This window comes from Nocardia amamiensis NBRC 102102 (assembly GCF_001612745.1).
Lineage (GTDB): Bacteria > Actinomycetota > Actinomycetes > Mycobacteriales > Mycobacteriaceae > Nocardia > Nocardia amamiensis.
The window spans coordinates 1-17,109 of record NZ_BDBA01000144.1; the positions used below are offsets into that span (position 1 = coordinate 1).

Here is a 17,109-nt window from a genome sequence, read left to right on the forward strand (position 1 = left end):
CTAGGCAGATGCCCCGATGAAGCAGCCGTTCCCAACAAAAAACCAACTGCTGCAAGCCTGCCGGGGCGAAGCTGTCCACGACCACCCTTTGCTGCGCTGGGCTCGACAGCTGACCGACCTGCACGAACGCAAGCGCACCCTGCACCATGACCAGCACGACGACATCGACCGCGAGCGCACCGAACTGATCCACGAAATCAACCGCTGGATCACCGCCCAGCTACCGCCTTCGCACGGCGCGGCCATGGTCCACACCGAGACGGTGGGATCTGTGATCGACCGCCTAGCCCAACTCACCTCCAGCGCCTACGCGGCCCTCACCAGCGGCTGCGAATGGGATCTGCGGGACAGGTGGGAGCAGCTCGCCGAACTGGCCATCGGCTATGAAGACCTGGCCACCGACGTCACACTTGGCCGCCGCCGTCTGCCAGGAGGTCATTAGTTTCGGCAAGCTCGCCGAATGCGAATCAGCCCGATTGGGCCAATGCTCGCTTGGCATCGCACGTCGGGTGGGCTGTGTTCGGCCCAACTAGGATGGCGGGTCAGCCTGCGGTACCGCGCGGTACGATCCATTCGACCGGCTGACCGGTGATGTCGGCGATAAGGTCGAAATCGCGGTCGTAATGCAGCACAACAAGTCCGGTGAGCTCGGCAGTGGCCGCGATAATCAGATCAGGCAGCGGTCGGCGGTGTTGGCCTCGCTTCGCGAGCTGGCGCTGAACGTCGAGCGCCCGTCTCATCGCAGCACTCTCGGTCGCAACCCACGGCAGGGCTTCGAGAGCGGTGTTCAGCCGAAGATAGTCGGAGCCGTTGCGCGCCGAGTACAGCAACTCGAGCGCGACCATCTCGCAAACCGCGAGACGACCGGTGGCGATTTCGCTGTCCAGGCGCCGCGCGGCGTCCTCCGAGGTGTACCGCTGGGCATGAGCGGATTTGTCTGCGAGGTATACCGGCGCGTCGGTCACTCCCAGGCTCCGCGCATGGTCTCCGGGTCGAGGTCCAGCTGTACGGTTCGGAAAGTTTCCAGCGCCCGCGCACGGCGATGTTCGGCGAGGACGTGCGCCAAGGCGCGGTTGACGGTCTCCGTCTTGCCGTGCGTACCGAGCACCTGCGCGACCTCTTCCCAGTCTTCGTCCAGGTCGATGGTGGTTCGCATCAAAATCACCTCCAAGGCGATGAGTTCGGCATCGGACTGATGATATCAAACCGATCTCCAGCTGAGCATCTCGCTTGGCGGAGTCGTTCCATCAACCTGCCACGCAAGAGGGCGCCGGGGCAGTCGCCAGGGCACACCCTTGTCTCGTCCGCCAAGCGAATTCGGTTGTGTTCAGCGCCCGTGCTCACATATCCAGAGCAAAACGGGAGACAGCAAGGTTTGGGTGTTTATGAAAGCGATTCACAGTCGGCCCGATCATCGCCCACGCCCGCTCCGGGCGCTGGACCGACATCATTCGACCCGACCTGCCGAACGAAATGCGCCTGTTCTCGGAACTTTTCCGACTCGACCTTTTCCGTCGTCCCTGCTCTCATTCGTGGCGTGTCCGGGACCGTCATGCGGGGCCGCTGAGTCGAGTCGCGATTTCCGCAGATGGTGAGGCCAGGAAGGCTCACACCGGCACCAGGCGAGCCGCCTTCGTCTGGGTCGCCAATTTCTTGTCGAATGTCCACAGTGGCTCCGCGTCGGACAACTCCGCAGATGCAGCCAGGCAGCAGTCGTCGAACGACAGCTTCGGACGTTCGGCGAACACCGGCAGGGCGCGTGCGAACAGGTCACGATTGCATTCGATCTCGACCAGGGACATCAGACCTTCGATTGCTTCGGTCGCCGCGTCCCGGCTGAACTCGTAGTACCGGCACAAGGCGAAAACTACTTCGATAATGGCCACATCCGGTACGGCGAACGGCGCCTCGGCGCCTTCGAGCAAACTGACCGCTGCCGCGTGCTGATCCGGGACATCATTGAGCAGCAAGCGAAGCACGACATTCGCATCGAGCGAACCGGCGGATCTCCTGGCACCCGCCGCCATCAGATCCGCGACTCGCGCTGGGACTGGTAGAAGTCATCGACGTCGAGCAGCGGCCGAGTACCCGGCTTGATGTGACGACTGATGCGTTCGCTCAGATCAGTGATGCTCGGAGGTTTGCTCAAGACGAGTTCGCCCGTGTCCTCGTTCAAATGCGCGCGCAGCACACCGCCCGACTCGGCCAAGCCGAGCTGCCGCCGGATCGCGACCGGCAACGTCGCCTGCCCTTTGCTCGTGACGGTAATGGTCGTATCCATGTTCATTACATCACCAGAACCCATTATATCTGCCCATATGTAATGACCCCGTGGAAGTGTCAGGCAGGCCAGTACCGTCGCCAGTCGTCGATCACAAGCGGAAGGCGGTCGCTCCGAGCCTTTTCCGCGGCATCCTCCGCCGCGCGGATGGCGGCGGCGAATGCGAGGGTGGTCTTGCGGAGGCGTTCCTCGGCGCTCTCCGGGCCGCCGAGGTGGACGACGCGGAGGGATGCGGGGATGAGGTCGGGTGGAAGGCCTGCCTTGGTGGCGCGGGAGATGACCTTTTCGGCCAGGGCCAGGGCGGGTTGGGCCATCGCTATGCCGTCCAGGCAGGAGCGGCGGGATTTTTCGGCGGATTTGCGTTCTTCCCAGGCGCGTTCCTGGGCGGCGATCTTCTCCTGCACCGAGGCGGCGGGGTCGATCGCGGAGTCGGCGAGGTGCGGGCTGCGGTTGACCAGTTTGGCGACCAGGGCGGCGGCGACGTCGTCGACGGTGAATTCGCCTGCGGCCTCGGCGATCCGGGAATGGAAGAGGACCTGGAGCAGCAGGTCGCCGAGTTCTTCCTTGATCGTCTCGGCGTCGTCGTGCTGGATGGCGTCGAGCAGTTCGTAGGTCTCCTCGAGCAGGTACGGGCGCAGGGAGTCGTGGGTCTGGGTGACCTCCCAGCCACCGAAATGCCAGAGGCGGTCCATGACCTCGACGGCTCCGGCCAGCCCTGCCGCGACCACCGCCGTATCGGTGCGTGAAGTCGGCTCGCCGCCCGAGGCCGGACGATCCACACCGTTGGATGGCGCCCCGTGCACCGACTCGTCGTGATCCGCTGAGCTCATCGGGGTGCCAACTCGGCGGCCACAGTGAGGTCGACCGCGCCCTGCGCCTTTCCGTCCAAGGCGAGCAGCAGATCCGCCACGAACTGGAGCAGCACGACATCGCGAACCCGTTCGGCGCCGACGCTGTCCTGTACGCGGGGCAGCGGCAGCTGCACCACCCCGGACGCGGCGCGGTACCCGGCGCTCGGGTACAGCCGCTTCAGACGCAACTGCTTGGAATCGGGCAGATGCAGCGGCGAGACCTTCAACGTCGTCCCGGTGACCGCGATTTCGGTGACCTCGTATTCGCGGGCGAGCAGCCGCAGCTTGGCCACCGAGACCAAGCGGCCGACCTCCACCGGCAGCGGACCGTAGCGGTCGACGAGTTCCTCGACCACCAGTGCCAGGGCCGAATCGTCCTGGGCGGCGGCCAGTTTGCGATACGCCTCCAGGCGGAGCCGATCGCTGGCGATGTAGTCGGGTGGGATGTGCGCGTCCACGGGTAGGTCGATGCGCACCTCCTTGACTTCCTCGGTGGTGATCGGCTTGCCGTCGGCGGCGGCGCGGTATGCCTCGACCGCCTCGCCCACCAGACGGACGTAGAGATCGAAGCCGACGCCGGCGACATGGCCGGACTGTTCGGCGCCGAGCACGTTGCCCGCGCCGCGGATCTCCAGGTCCTTCATCGCGACCGCCATGCCCGCGCCCAAGTCGGAGTTCTGCGAGATGGTGGCCAGGCGGTCGTAGGCGGTCTCGGTGAGCGGCTTCTCCGGCGGATACAGGAAGTACGCGTACCCGCGCTCCCGGCTGCGTCCGACGCGGCCGCGCAGCTGGTGCAGCTGCGAAAGTCCCAGCGCGTCGGCACGTTCTACGATCAATGTGTTGGCGTTGGAGATGTCCAGGCCGGTCTCGATGATCGTGGTGCACACCAGCACGTCGTATTCGCGCTGCCAGAAGCCCTGCACGGTGGACTCCAGCGCGTCCTCGTTCATCTGGCCGTGCGCGACGACCACGCGCGCCTCGGGCACCAGATCACGGATCCGCTTGGCTGCCTTGTCGATCGACGACACCCGGTTGTGCACGTAGAACACCTGGCCGTCCCGCAGCAGCTCGCGGCGGATGGCCGCGGTGACCTGCTTGTCGTTGTAGCCGCCGACATAGGTGAGCACCGGGTGACGTTCCTCCGGCGGCGTGAGGATGGTCGACATCTCGCGGATACCGGCCAGGCTCATCTCCAGGGTGCGCGGAATCGGGGTTGCCGACATGGTCAGCACGTCGACGTGGGTGCGCAGCGCCTTGATGTGCTCTTTGTGCTCGACGCCGAACCGCTGCTCCTCGTCGACCACGACGAGGCCGAGATCCTTCCAGCGCACACCGGTCTGCAACAGCCGGTGCGTGCCCACCACGATGTCGACGCCGCCGTCGGCCATTCCCTCCAGCACGGCGCGCGCCTCGGCGGGATCGGTGAAGCGGGACAGGCCCTTCACGGTGATCGGGAAGCCCGCCACCCGCTCGGTGAAGGTCTGCAAATGCTGCTGCGCGAGCAGCGTGGTCGGCACCAGCACGACGACCTGCTTGCCGTCCTGCACCGCCTTGAACGCCGCGCGCACGGCGATCTCGGTCTTGCCGTAGCCCACGTCGCCGCAGACCACCCGGTCCATCGGGACCGGCTTCTCCATGTCCGCCTTCACCTCGGCGATGGCGGTCATCTGGTCGACGGTCTCGGTGAACGCGAACGCGTCCTCCATCTCCTGCTGCCACGGCGTGTCGAGCCCGAACGCGTGCCCGGGCGCGGCCTGCCGAGCGGCATACAGCTGCACCAGCTCGCCCGCGATCTCGCGAACGGCCTTGCGCGCCTTTCGTTTCGTATTGGCCCAGTCCGAGCCGCCGAGCCTGGACAGGCTCGGCATCTCACCGCCGACGTAGCGGGAGAGCTGGTCGAGGGATTCCATCGGGACGAACAGCCGGTCGCCGGGCTGGCCGCGCTTGCTCGGCGCGTACTCGATCACCAGGTACTCGCGGCGGGCGCCGCCGACCGTGCGCTCGATCATCTCCACGAACTTGCCGATGCCGTGCTGGTCGTGCACCACCATGTCGCCCGCGCTCAGTGCGAGCGGGTCGACCTGGTTGCGGCGTTTCGCGGGCATCCGCTTGGCTTCGGTGGGCGCGGTGACCCGGTTGCCGGTGAGGTCGGACTCGGCGACGACCACCAACCCGGCGTTCTCGAACACCAGGCCGTCGTGCAGCGAACCGCACAGCACGCCGACCACGCCTTCGTTCGGCTCGGCGCCGGTCTCCAGCGCGGCGGCGGGGACATCGGCGTCGGCCAGCCGTTCCAGAATGCGCTGCGCCGTACCGTGACCTGCAACGACCACGACCGCCTTGCCGCCGGTGGACACGTGTGCGCGCATCGAGGCGAAGAGGGTGGCCACCAGCTCGTCGGACCCGCGCGCGGCCGGGCCGGGCAGCACCGGCAGCACCACCTCGGACGAGTCGCCGGACGCGAGCGGGCTCAGCGTCCACCAGGGCAGGCCCTCCCGGTCGGCGCTGGCATGGATCTCGGACAACGGGCGGTAGGCCGAGGCGGCCAGGTCGAGACCGTGCCCGCCGAGCGGGGCGGCGCCGCCGAAGGAGGCCGCCGTCCAGGATGCCTCCAGGAATTCCTCGCCGGTGCGCACCAGGTCGGCCGCGCGGGTGCGGATCTTCTCCGGATCGCACAGCAGCACGTGCGTGCCCTCGGGCAGCACTTCAGTGAGCAGGCGCAGGTCGCCGGGTTGCAACACCGGCAACAGCGCCTCCATGCCGTCCACCGGCACGCCGCCCGCCAGTTTCTCCAGCATCTCCACCAGCGCCGCGTCGGCCGCGTTGGCGACGGCCACTTCGGCGGCGCGCTGGCGCACGGCGTCGGTGAGCAGCAGTTCGCGGCAGGGCGGCGCGACGACCACGTCCACCGCGACGTCCGGCAGCGAGCGCTGGTCGGCGACGGCGAACGGCCGCAGCTCGGTGATCTCGTCGCCCCAGAACTCGACGCGCACCGGATGGTCCGCGGTGGGCGGGAAGACGTCCAGGATGCCGCCGCGCACCGCGAACTCCCCGCGCTTGCCCACCATGTCGACCCGCGTGTAGGCGAATTCCACCAGCCGCGTGAGCAATTCGTCGAAGTCCAGCTCGATGCCGACGCGCAGCACGATCGGCTCGATATCGCCGAGCCCGCCCGCCATCGGCTGCATCAGCGACCGCACGGTGGTCACCACCACCCGCAGCGGCGCGGGGGAATGCGGATCGTCCGGGTGCGCGATCCGGCGCAACACCTCCAGCCTGCGCCCCACGGTGTCCGCGCCGGGCGAGAGCCGCTCGTGCGGCAGCGTCTCCCAGGACGGGAACTGCGCGACCGCCGGACCGAGCATCTCCTCCAGCTCGACGGTCAGATCGTCGGCCTCGCGTCCCGTCGCGGTGACCACAACAAGCGGTTTGCTCGACGCGATGGTGGCGGCGACGAACGGCCGTACCGCCGAGGGCGCCACCAACTCGACCGACGAGGTGCCGATCAGCTCCGCGACGGTCCGTAGCGAGGTATCGGCACCGGCCGCGGCGGCCAGTCCCGCCAACGGCGGGCGGTGGGTGGACATCGACGACTCCTGAGCGCAGACGGGCGGTTCGAGCAGCCAACCGAGTCTAGTAAGTGCTCTTGTCGCGGTAGCCGCCGCACTGTGGGTTCACGGCCGCCCGTTGACTCTCATCCAAGCGGGCGGGACGCACGCACACCTACCCGGGGACGCCGTCGGCGAAGATCATCCGCACCTCGACCCCCGACTTGCGCACCTCCCGCGCCGCCAGATACTCGGGGGAGTCGTACCACTCCCTGATCCGGTCCAGGTCCGGGAACTCCAGGACGACCGCACGCCCGGGCCAAGCGCCCTCGACCGCCTCGGGCACAGAAGCGACAAGGTAGCGCCCGCCGAACCGCCGGATCGACGGCTCCGCCAGCCGCCAGTACGCCAGACCGACTTCTTCGTCCAGCACATCGGCTTCGACAATGACATAAGCGGGCATGCGCGACTCCGTTGGGACGAGCGGGTCAGAACCCATCCGAGACTAGCGCCGCTGGCGCTGCCAAAAATTACGGCACGTAGCGCCGCAACCGTCTGGCCGCGAATTCCCTGAAGTACGAGAGCTTTTCGGGCGGCACGATGGCGGGGAGCAGGAAGTACCACGCGCGCTCCATCCGCACCGCCATCTGGTCGATCGATTCCGTGCCGACCGCGATGATGTGCACACCGGCGGCCATCTCCTGCAAGAGCAGGCCGATGACGTCGGCATCCAGATCGGGGAGCAGATCGCCCTGGGCGACCGCCCGTTCGGCGAGCAGCCGGTAGGTGTCGCCCCAGGTCTTGGCGATGTTGTCGCCCTGAGCGCCCCGGTAGTCGCCGATCTGGTGGGTCAGCTTGAGCATCGCGCCGACCATCGGATCGTTCATCGATAGATCGGCGACGACATAGGTGATCCCGATGCACGCTTCCAGCGCGGGCACCCGGGGATCGAAGAAGCCCTGACACGAGCTGACGAGTCTCTCGTTGCCCTGGTCGACCACGGCGCGGGCCAGCTCTTCCTTCGAGCCGAAGTGAAAATACAAGGCGCCCTTGGTCACATTGGACTGCGCGATGATCTCGCTCAGGCTTGCGTTCGCATACCCCAAGCGCAGAAAGACATCGGCAGCGCCCGCCAGGACGGAATCGCGGGTGATCTCCGCGCGCGCTTGCCTAGCCATCAGATCCGCCTGTCATCCCAAAACCAGCCATCCTGAAGTAGACCGACATCCCGAAGTTGACCGACTTACCGCCCGAACAGCACCCAGAGGATGGGTGAACGGTACCACCAGGAGCGCGCCCAGCAGCCAATTCGAGCATTCGGCCAGACCTACCGCGCAATTCGCTGGTTAACAATCCGGGTCACTCCCCGGCCCCCGCACGCCATTCGGAGCTCAGCTGCGGCTGGGCCTCGAGATGGCTCAGCCCGTTCCAGCACAGGTTCACCAGATGTGCCGCCACCACCTCTTTCGACGGTCTGCGCTCGTCCAGCCACCAGGTCGCGGCGGTAGCCACCTGACCGACGAGCGCCTGCGCGTACAGGGTGGACAGGCTGGCATCGAACCCGCGCCGCTCGAAATCGCCCGCCAGGATGTGCGCCACCTGATTGGTCGCCTCGTTGAGCAAACTGGAGTACCTGCCTTCGGCCGCCGCGGCGGGCTGATCGCGCACCAGAATTCGAAACCCGTCGGTCCGCTCTTCGATGTAGGTCAGCAATGCCAGCGCGACCTGTTCCAGCCGGATCCGGGATCGGTTCTGCGTGAGCGAGGACGTGATCATGTCCAGCAGCATCGACATCTCGCGATCGACGACCACCGCGTACAAGCCCTCTTTGCCGCCGAAGTGTTCGTACACCACGGGTTTGGAGACCTGGGCGCGTTGCGCGATCTCTTCGATCGACGTCGCGTCGTACCCACGTTCGGCGAACAGCGCGCGACCGATCTCGATCAACTGCTGGCGCCGCTGGGTGCCGGTCATGCGCGGCCGGGACACCCGATGCGGCTCACCCGAAGACACTGACACTGTCTCATCCGCCTCTCCGGAATCTAAGGCCGTACAAGTTGGGTGGCGCAGGATTTCCTCGTCACGTCGGGAAACCTCCGACACGCGGCAGACACACGGCACCAATGTTCGGATACAACCTTTCCAGACCGCTCGGCCACGCCCCCGATCGACCCTCGATCACCGCTCCAGACACTCATTCGCACCCCACCCTCCCGACTTGTACGGCCCGAGGACGCGGAGGGGCGGCCGAGGCAACAATTCGCGGGGAGGCGGGAGAGTATGCGAGGATTCATCCCGTGCCGTGGCACAGCGGCGGGGGTTTACCGAACCGCCGGTGTGGCAATCCGCCGTGGTGTAATGGCAGCACATCTGATTTTGGTTCAGAGAGTTCAGGTTCGAGTCCTGGCGGCGGAGCTCGAGAGCACGAACGACAATCGTTGGCCCGCACATCGCTGACCAAGCACGACGACAGCCCAGCACGAGGACAGGCAGCCGAGGGAGATCCATGCCACAGCAGACCGCCGTCGTCGTTCTCGCAGCCGGTGCCGGAACGCGAATGCGGTCGAAGACCCCCAAGGTACTGCATCCGCTGGCCGGCCGGAGCATGCTCGCGCACGCGCTGCATGCGGCGAACGAGATCGACCCCGCATACCTCATCACCGTGGTTGGCCACGACCGTGAACAAGTCGGCGGGGCGGTCACCGCGGTGGCCGACGATCTGGGCCGCGAGATCACCCCCGCCGTGCAGGAGGAGCAACTCGGCACGGGGCACGCGGTGCAGTGCGCACTGGCCGCCCTGCCGGTCGGCTTCACCGGCGACGTCCTGGTCACCTCCGCCGACGTGCCGCTGCTGGACGGGCACACACTCGCCGCGCTACTCGACGAGCACCGCAGCTATGCCGAGCGTCCCGCGGTCACGGTGCTGACCTTCGTGCCCGAGGACCCGAACGGCTACGGCCGAATCGTGCGCGACGCGGACGGTCAGCTGGCCGAGATCGTCGAGCACGCCGACGCCACCCCGGAGCAGACCGCGATCACCGAGGTCAACTCCGGCGTGTACGCGTTCGACGCCGCGGTGCTGCGCACCATGATCAGCAGGCTGTCCACCGCCAACGCCCAGCACGAGCTGTATCTGACCGACGTGCTGCGCCTGGCCCGCGAGGCCGGTCACCCGGTGCACGGCGCCCGCCTGGTCGACGCGGCCAAGGTCACCGGGGTGAACGACCGGGTGCAACTGGCCGCGGCCGCGCGCACGCTCAACCGGTACATCCTGGAGCGCCACATGCGCGCGGGTGTCACGATCATGGACCCCGCCTCCACCTGGGTGGACGCCGGCGTGCGGATCGGCAGGGACGCGGTGCTGCGCCCGGGCGTGCAGCTGCTCGGCAACACGGTCATCGGCGAGGACGCCGAGGTCGGCCCGGACAGCACGCTCACCGACGTGGTGGTCGGCGACGGGGCCAAGGTGGTCCGCACCCACGGTGACGGCGCGACCATCGGACCGAACGCGACGATCGGCCCGTTCAGCTACTTGCGCCCCGGCACGGTAGTCGGCGACACGGGCAAGCTGGGCGCCTTCGTGGAGACCAAGAACGCCTCGATCGGCGCGCACTCCAAGGTGCCGCATCTGACCTACGTCGGCGACGCCACCATCGGCGAGCACAGCAACATCGGCGCGTCGAGCGTTTTCGTCAACTACGACGGCGTGAGCAAGCACCACACGGTGGTCGGCTCGCATGTGCGTACCGGCAGCGACACGATGTTCGTCGCGCCCGTGACGGTGGGTGACGGCGCCTACACGGCGGCGGGTACTGTACTGCGCAGAAACGTTCCGCCCGGGGCTCTCGCGGTGTCCGGTGGACCGCAGAAGAACATCGAGGGCTGGGTGCAGCGGCACCGTCCAGGGACGGACGCGGCGCGCGCGGCGGCGGAAGCCATCGCGGCCAAAGAGATGTCGGGTCAGGCAATCGAGCAAAAGGATGGCAAGTAGCAGTGACCGCGTCATGGATCGACAACCAGAAGAACCTCATGCTCTTCTCGGGACGCGCCCATCCTGAGCTGGCCGAGCAGGTCGCCAAGGAACTCGACGTCCACGTCACGCCGCAGGTCGCGCGCGACTTCGCCAATGGCGAGATCTTCGTCCGCTTCGAGGAGTCGGTCCGCGGATCGGACGCCTTCGTCCTGCAGAGCTTCCCCGCGCCGCTGAACCAGTGGCTGATGGAGCAGCTCATCATGATCGATGCGCTCAAGCGCGGCTCGGCCAAGCGGATCACCGCGGTGCTGCCGTTCTACCCGTACGCGCGCCAGGACAAGAAGCACCGCGGTCGCGAGCCCATCTCGGCCCGGCTGGTCGCCGATCTGCTGAAGACCGCGGGCGCGGACCGGATCATCACCGTCGACCTGCACACCGACCAGATCCAGGGCTTCTTCGACGGCCCGGTCGACCACATGCATGCCCAGCTGCAGCTGGCGGAATACATCCGGAACAACTACAGCCTCGAGCACATCACCGTGGTCTCCCCCGACTCCGGCCGCGTGCGCGTCGCCGAGAAGTGGGCCGACTCGCTGGGCGGCTCGCCGCTGGCGTTCATCCACAAGACCCGCGACCCGCTGGTGCCCAACCAGGTGAAGTCCAACCGCGTGGTCGGCGAGGTCGAGGGCCGTACCTGCATCCTGATCGACGACATGATCGACACCGGCGGCACCATCGCAGGTGCGGTCAAGGTGCTCCAGCAGGCCGGCGCCGGTGACGTGGTGATCGCCGCGACGCACGGCGTGCTGAGCTCGCCCGCCGCCGAGCGCCTCGCCACCTGCGGCGCCAAAGAGGTCGTGGTGACGAACACGCTGCCGATCAGCGAGGAGAAGAAATTCCCGCAGCTGACCGTGCTGTCCATCGCACCGCTGCTGGCCCGCACAATCCGCGAAGTCTTCGAAAACGGCTCCGTCACAGGTCTTTTCAACGGCAACGCGTAGGAATACTGCGCAAAACGGCGGCTCGGACTCCGGTCCGGGCCGCCGTTTTCGTGCGCGAGTCCCGTTAATCGTGGCGATCGGCGGGGATACTGGGGGTATGGACCGTGACCCGTTGGAAACCGAGATGGGGGACGACGACCAGGAGTACGAGATCCGCGAGTACCAGCGCAACATCGAGGATCCGCCGGAAGACCTGACCATCCGCTACCACGAGAGCGAGGACGACGGCAGGCTCGCCATCGGTGACGAGCTCGACCAGGAGTGGACGCAGAGCAACGGCCGCGCCGAGGAGAACGAGGCCGACGACCGATCCGCCGAGGTGGCCGCGATCGAGATCGTCAGCGACGAAGACCTCTGACACGTGCTCGGCCCGGCGCGCCACACCGGTGCAATCGGGTATGACGACGAGTTCGCCGTGGTAGGCATAGGTGGTGTGACCGGGACGATACGAGGAGGGTGCCATGAGCACGCCGAAGGATCCGGAACCCACCGACGACGCCCAGCGCCCGGCGGCGTCGTCGCAGCACACCGGGGACGCGACCGGCGGCGAACCCGCGCAGCAGCCGACTGGCGATACTCCGTCGTCGGCGCCAGGCGACGAATCCGCCGGAAAAGAACCGAAGCCCGCCGAGCAGCAACCTGAAGGCGAGCCGGGGCAAGCCGCGGGCCCTGGAGAATGGTGGCATCCCACCGGCACGCCGCCCGCCGGACCGTTGGGCGGGCAGTGGGGCGCCGAACCCAGCGGTCAGCCCGCCGAGCCCCAGCCATGGGGCGCCAACGGCGAGACCGGTCAGCAATCGTGGGGTGCGGAACCCGCCTCGCCTGGCCAGCCGCCGGAAACCCCGTTGTCCGGGTCGGCGCCGCAACCCCCGGCCGACGAGCCGACGAAGCGGTTCACGCCGGATGATCGAGCGCGGTTCGGGTCGGGCGGTCAACCGCCATATCCGTCCGGCGAACAGCCGCGGTACCCGTCCGGCGAACAGCCGCAGTACCCGTCCGGCGAACGACCGCAGTACCCGCCCGGCGAACAGCCGCAGCAGCCGCTGGGCGAGCAGCCGCCGTACCCCTCGGCCGGGCAGCCGCCGTACCCTGCTCAGCAGCCATATCCGCCTGGTGGTCCATCCCAGTACCCGCCGGGCGGAGCGTACAACTATCCGCCCGGCGGACCGCAGCCGCCGCAATACGGCTATCCGTCCTACCCGCAGCAGGGATACGAACCCTATGCCACCCCGCCCCGGCAGACGGGTAGCCAGGTGTACTCGATCATCGGATTCGTCTGCGCGGTGACGGCGGTGCTGTTCTGCCCGATCCTGTTCGGCCCTGCCGGGATCGTGCTGGGCGTGATCGGGCACAACAAGGGCGAATCGCTCGGTAAATGGGCCGCGATCGCGTCGGGCGTCGGAATGGTGATCGGCTTCATCGTCGGGTTCGTCGTTTTCGGCGGAGACCTGACGACGTAGATTTCCGGTATGCGTCGATTCGGTGTGGCCCGGTGGGCAGTAGGGGCACGATCATGACCCGATTCGCGGGCTTCCCGCTGGCCGGACTGGACTTCTACGAAGATCTCGAGGCCGACAACTCCAAGGCCTTCTGGACGGCGAACAAAGAGATCTACGACCGCGCGGTGAAGCAGCCCATGACCGCGCTGGTCACCGAACTCGAACCGGCATTCGGGTCGGCCAAGATCTTCCGGCCGTATCGGGACGTGCGGTTCGCCAAGGACAAGTCACCGTACAAGACCGCCCAGGGCGCCGTGGTGCGCGCCGCGCCAGGCGTCGGCTGGTACGTCCAGATCAACGCCGGGGGCTTGTTCGTCGGCGGCGGCTTCTACCAGGGCTCTCCCGACCAGCTCGCGCAGCTGCGCGCCACCATCGATGACGACGTGCGCGGACCCGAGCTGGTGGCGATTCTCGCGAAACTGGCCGCGGCGGGCTTCACCATCGGCGGCGAGCAGCTGAAGACCAGGCCGAAGGGCTACAACGCCGACCATCCACGCATCGATCTGCTCCGGCACAAATCCCTCACCTGCGGAAAGGAATTCGGAGCGCCCACCTGGCTGGAGACGCCGCGGGCGGCGAAGGAGGTCCGCGCCGCCTGGGAGACGATGCGGCCGCTGATCGAATGGCTGGCCGCGGTGGTCGGCGGCGCACCGTCGTAGTACCGCGCGGACCGTACGACGACGGCCTGCACATATGCACGGCGATCTGAGCCGGAAGGCGGTGGCATGATCACCCGCGATTCGGCGTCGGCCACCTGGACGGGGTGGTGGGTGACTGGCGGCGGTTCCGGTCTGCGCGTGTGCCCGCTCCTGTGCCACCTGGCAGCGGGGCTCATCTTTGGGCGTGGTCGTCGAGGATCCGGGTGAGTAGGTCGACCAGCTGGCGGCGCTGGTCTGCCGAAAGGGCGGCGACCAGTTCGTCTTGGGCACGATCGAGCCTGCGGTCCAGCTCCGCGAGGTGATCGGTGCCCGGTTCCGTAATGGTGACGACATTGCGGCGGCGGTCGCCGGGGTCGGGACTGCGATCGACCAGACCACGCTCGGCCAGGTCATTGAGCGCGGCAACGATATCGCTGCGATCGATGCGGGTGCGGCGGCCGAGGTCCGCCTGACTGGCGGGACCGAACTCACGCAGGGTGACGAGCAGCGCGTAGTGATGCCGACGTAGCCCGGTGTCGGCAAGGGCACGCTCGGTGGCGCGATCAGCCAGGACAGCGACCTGGGTGACCAGCCGGGTCGGCAATCCGCGCAGCCTGCTCGCCGCGCGGTCATGCGCAATCTCCATGCGGTCAATCTACCAACACTTGTTGGTGCCACCCACAACTGATATCGTTGGTTACACCCACGTTGGAGGTACCAACAATAGTGGCGAAAGGACCGTCCGATGAACAAGCTCCGCCGCGCCCTCCCCATCCTTGCGTTGCCGTTGGCGCTGCTGGCTACCGCGTGCTCGACCGATGCCACCGCGACCGATGACTCCACCCGGCGTCAACTGCGAGAACTGCTCGACCGTCACGAGCTCCATACCCTGGTCGACCGCCTGGCAAGCGCCCTCGACGAAGGTCGATTCGACACGTTCGACACGATCTACACCGCAGACGTGAAGGCAAAGTCCCCTGGCGGCGAGGCGCAAGGACGTGACGCCGTAATCGCGCTGGCCAGCCGGACCCATTCGAACGAACGGCGAGCTCCGCACTACATCAGCAACGTGCAGATCGACTTGGCCGGTGACCGAGCGGCGGTCCGTGCTACTTCAGTCCTCGTAATCGCTCCTAGATCGACCGTCGACGGCAAGATAGCCCCGGAACCTCTGTTCACAGCGGGTGGGGCGTACCAATTCGACGCCATCCGCACCCCCGAAGGCTGGCGATTCTCACGCGTAGAAACCGCACCCGTCTGGGCCACCGGAACCCTGCCGTCCTGATCCGGTCACACCCGATTTCTCCTGCCGACGCGACTACGTCGATTCTTGCGGTCGCGGTCGTTCATGTCGGAGAACTGGGCCGGCTGCTGTAGCGGGGGCCCGCGACATCGTGCTCTGGACGTCGTGGGCGAGACGCCGCCCAGGTCACCGACACGAGCCCCTGCACAGGCAGACGATCAGCGGCGTTCCGCGAGCACCAGCGCGAACCGCTCGTCCGGGTCGGTCCATACGTCCCGCGTGGCGAAGCCCGCGGCGGCGAGCTCGGCGTCGAGGCGCTCGATGCGGAACTTCGCCGAGATCTCGGTCCGCAGCTGCTCGCCGCGGGCGAAGCGGACGGTGAGATCGAGGTCGGCGACCGTGACGGTCATGTCCTCGCTCGCCTCCAGCCGCATCTCGATCCACTCCCGCGCCGGATCCCAGACCGCGACGTGGCGGAACTTCTCCGGCGCGAAGTCGGCGCGCAGCCGAGAGTTCAGCACGTGCAACACGTTGCGGTTGAACTCGGCGGTGACGCCCGCCGCGTCGTCGTAGGCGGGCACCAGCACCGCGGGGTCGATGACCAGCCCGGCGCCGAGCAGCACATGTTCGCCGGGCTCCAGCACGTCGTGGATCCTGCCCAGGAACTCGGCGCGTTCCTCCGGGACCAGATTGCCGATGGTGCCGCCGAGGAAGGCGATCATCCGGCGGCCACCGCGCGGCAGATTCTGCAGCGTGTCGGTGAAATCGCTGACCACACCGTGCACGGCGAGCCCGGGGAACTCGGCGGCGACGTCGTCCGCCGTTGCGCGCAGCGCCGCCGAGGAAACATCCTGCGGCACATAGGTCTTCAGTGGTCCCTGTGCGCTGAGCGCGGTGAGCAGCAGCCGGGTCTTGGCCGCCGAACCCGCACCGAGCTCGACGAGCACCTCGGCCTGCGCGGCGCGGGCGATCGCATCGACCACTCGCTCCAGTAGCGCGCGCTCGGTGCGCGTCGGGTAGTACTCGGGCAGCTCGGTGATCTGCTCGAACAACTCGCTGCCCCTGGCGTCATAGAACCATTTGGGCGGCAGCCACTTGGGGTCCGCGGTCAGTCCCAACCGCGCGTCCGCGCGCAACGCCGCGGTCAGGTCGTCGTCGGTGAGATGGATGTCCAGGGTCGCTGCGGTCACGGCAGGGGCCTTTCGGTCAGAGGAGGGTGTCGACGGACAGCGCACCGGGCCTTGCGGTCACCAGGCTGCGGTCCGGGATCGAGTGCCAGCGGGGGTCGTCGTCGAACGGTTCGGAGGACAGGATCGCGAAGCTGTCGGTGACCAGCGCCGACAACGAGTGGTGGCAGGTGGTCGCCCATAGCTGCGCACCGTCGCAGAGCAGGAAATTCAGGCGTGCCTCCGGTGCTCGGTCGAGAATCGCGGAAACGAGCAGCCGCAACGCCGCCGGGGCCGCGGACCACTCGCCGTCCGGCGAGCTGGTGGCCAGCAGATCGCACAGCAGCACCCACAGCGTGGCGGTGTCGGTGGCCGACTCCGCCTCCAGCAGCCGCGCCGCGGTGAACAGTTCCTCGGCGCCGAGTTCGGCCGCGATGAGCGCGAACTCGGCGGCCACCGCGGTCAGGGTGCGGCGCCAGTCCGGAACGACGCCATTGTGGCTGAAGGCCCAGCGGTCCCGGGTGAACGGCGCGCACGCGGAGCGCTCCACCGGCATGCCGACCGTCGCCGACCGCACCGCGCCGAGCACCGCGGAGGACTCCAGGTGCGGCAGCACTTCCTCCACCGCCGGGTCGGTCCAGATCGGCGCGGCGTTGCGGTACCGGCTGACGGTGATTACGTCCTGCGCGGTGTGCCACCACGCGACGCCGAAGCCGTCGGCGTTGATGGTGCCGCCGCGGCGCATGTCCTTCGGAGCCCACGACTGGGTGCGCAAGGAGTGCGATCCGAGCGTCAGCATCTCGCCGACGCGCACCGGAGGGCCGATGTAACCCAGATGTCTACACATCGGCGCCCGCCCCTGTGTCGCTCACGACTCCGCCTCGCTGGCACTCGGCCCCGCCATGCGCG

General features: G+C 67.6%; 19 protein-coding genes and 1 tRNA gene. 8 read left to right on the forward strand and 12 right to left on the reverse strand.

All coding sequences use genetic code 11. The features are described 5' to 3' along the window. Nucleotides 1-16: 16 nt before the first annotated feature. The gene (locus NA4_RS24785) at nt 17-442 is read left to right on the forward strand and encodes a DUF4254 domain-containing protein (protein ID WP_067474665.1); all 426 of its coding nucleotides are present in this window, start codon (nt 17-19) and stop codon (nt 440-442) included. Between the two features lie 100 nt (nt 443-542). Here NA4_RS24785 and NA4_RS24790 read toward each other — a convergent pair whose 3' ends face one another. The 9 genes from NA4_RS24790 to NA4_RS24830 form a co-directional block, all read right to left on the reverse strand. Continuing rightward, the gene (locus NA4_RS24790; RefSeq protein ID WP_067474667.1) at nt 543-965 is read right to left on the reverse strand and encodes a PIN domain nuclease; all 423 of its coding nucleotides are present in this window, start codon (nt 963-965) and stop codon (nt 543-545) included. Beyond that, nucleotides 962-1,156, reverse strand: a complete 195-nt coding sequence (locus NA4_RS41565) for a type II toxin-antitoxin system VapB family antitoxin (RefSeq protein ID WP_169811112.1) — start codon at nt 1,154-1,156, stop codon at nt 962-964. The genes NA4_RS24790 and NA4_RS41565 overlap by 4 nt, the downstream gene beginning before the upstream one ends. A 451-nt stretch (nt 1,157-1,607) precedes the next feature. Continuing rightward, nucleotides 1,608-2,027, reverse strand: a complete 420-nt coding sequence (locus NA4_RS24800) for a PIN domain-containing protein (RefSeq protein WP_067474673.1) — start codon at nt 2,025-2,027, stop codon at nt 1,608-1,610. Next, entirely contained in the window at nt 2,027-2,287 is a 261-nt protein-coding gene (locus NA4_RS24805; protein ID WP_067474676.1) for an AbrB/MazE/SpoVT family DNA-binding domain-containing protein, read from the reverse strand. The genes NA4_RS24800 and NA4_RS24805 overlap by 1 nt, the downstream gene beginning before the upstream one ends. A 53-nt stretch (nt 2,288-2,340) precedes the next feature. After that, nucleotides 2,341-3,111, reverse strand: coding sequence for a nucleoside triphosphate pyrophosphohydrolase (locus NA4_RS24810; protein WP_084497418.1), 771 nt, complete (start codon nt 3,109-3,111; stop codon nt 2,341-2,343). Then, complete coding sequence (gene mfd, locus NA4_RS24815) at nt 3,108-6,719, reverse strand: transcription-repair coupling factor (protein WP_067474679.1); 3,612 nt, start codon at nt 6,717-6,719, stop codon at nt 3,108-3,110. Before mfd ends, NA4_RS24810 begins: the two co-directional genes overlap by 4 nt. Nucleotides 6,720-6,855: 136 nt before the next feature. After that, nucleotides 6,856-7,143, reverse strand: a complete 288-nt coding sequence (locus NA4_RS24820) for a DUF1330 domain-containing protein (protein WP_067474682.1) — start codon at nt 7,141-7,143, stop codon at nt 6,856-6,858. Nucleotides 7,144-7,210: 67 nt separating this feature from the next. After that, a complete protein-coding gene (locus NA4_RS24825) occupies nt 7,211-7,858 on the reverse strand; it encodes a TetR family transcriptional regulator (RefSeq protein WP_067474684.1) in 648 nt (215 codons plus the stop codon). A 181-nt stretch (nt 7,859-8,039) separates the two neighbouring features. Next, the gene (locus NA4_RS24830; protein WP_067474686.1) at nt 8,040-8,654 is read right to left on the reverse strand and encodes a TetR/AcrR family transcriptional regulator; all 615 of its coding nucleotides are present in this window, start codon (nt 8,652-8,654) and stop codon (nt 8,040-8,042) included. Nucleotides 8,655-9,024: 370 nt separating this feature from the next. On the opposite strand from NA4_RS24830, the gene NA4_RS24835 reads away from it, so the two are divergent. The 6 genes from NA4_RS24835 to NA4_RS24860 all read left to right on the forward strand — a co-directional run bounded on the left by NA4_RS24835 (nt 9,025) and on the right by NA4_RS24860 (nt 13,812). Continuing rightward, nucleotides 9,025-9,095 (forward strand) — tRNA-Gln (locus NA4_RS24835). 91 nt (nt 9,096-9,186) lie between these two features. Continuing rightward, nucleotides 9,187-10,671, forward strand: coding sequence for a bifunctional UDP-N-acetylglucosamine diphosphorylase/glucosamine-1-phosphate N-acetyltransferase GlmU (gene glmU, locus NA4_RS24840; protein WP_067474688.1), 1,485 nt, complete (start codon nt 9,187-9,189; stop codon nt 10,669-10,671). A 2-nt stretch (nt 10,672-10,673) separates the two neighbouring features. Further along, the gene (locus NA4_RS24845) at nt 10,674-11,654 is read left to right on the forward strand and encodes a ribose-phosphate diphosphokinase (protein WP_067474690.1); all 981 of its coding nucleotides are present in this window, start codon (nt 10,674-10,676) and stop codon (nt 11,652-11,654) included. A gap of 97 nt (nt 11,655-11,751) precedes the next feature. Continuing rightward, nucleotides 11,752-12,012: a hypothetical protein gene (locus tag NA4_RS24850; protein ID WP_067474692.1), complete on the forward strand. Its 261-nt coding sequence runs from the start codon at nt 11,752-11,754 to the stop codon at nt 12,010-12,012. A gap of 103 nt (nt 12,013-12,115) precedes the next feature. Further along, nucleotides 12,116-13,114: a hypothetical protein gene (locus NA4_RS24855; RefSeq protein ID WP_067474694.1), complete on the forward strand. Its 999-nt coding sequence runs from the start codon at nt 12,116-12,118 to the stop codon at nt 13,112-13,114. A gap of 53 nt (nt 13,115-13,167) precedes the next feature. Then, nucleotides 13,168-13,812, forward strand: coding sequence for a DUF2461 domain-containing protein (locus NA4_RS24860; RefSeq protein WP_067474697.1), 645 nt, complete (start codon nt 13,168-13,170; stop codon nt 13,810-13,812). Nucleotides 13,813-13,984: 172 nt separating this feature from the next. Here NA4_RS24860 and NA4_RS24865 read toward each other — a convergent pair whose 3' ends face one another. Continuing rightward, nucleotides 13,985-14,437, reverse strand: a complete 453-nt coding sequence (locus NA4_RS24865) for a MarR family winged helix-turn-helix transcriptional regulator (protein WP_067474699.1) — start codon at nt 14,435-14,437, stop codon at nt 13,985-13,987. 99 nt (nt 14,438-14,536) lie between these two features. On the opposite strand from NA4_RS24865, the gene NA4_RS24870 reads away from it, so the two are divergent. Next, nucleotides 14,537-15,076 (forward strand): nuclear transport factor 2 family protein, encoded by a 540-nt coding sequence (locus NA4_RS24870; RefSeq protein WP_084497419.1) that lies wholly within the window; start codon nt 14,537-14,539, stop codon nt 15,074-15,076. A gap of 176 nt (nt 15,077-15,252) precedes the next feature. On the opposite strand, the gene egtD is transcribed toward NA4_RS24870, so the two are convergent. Next, nucleotides 15,253-16,224, reverse strand: coding sequence for an L-histidine N(alpha)-methyltransferase (gene egtD / locus NA4_RS24875; RefSeq protein ID WP_067474701.1), 972 nt, complete (start codon nt 16,222-16,224; stop codon nt 15,253-15,255). A gap of 16 nt (nt 16,225-16,240) precedes the next feature. Then, nucleotides 16,241-17,047: an ergothioneine biosynthesis protein EgtC gene (gene egtC / locus NA4_RS24880; protein ID WP_067474703.1), complete on the reverse strand. Its 807-nt coding sequence runs from the start codon at nt 17,045-17,047 to the stop codon at nt 16,241-16,243. Between the last annotated feature and the right edge of the window lie 62 nt (nt 17,048-17,109).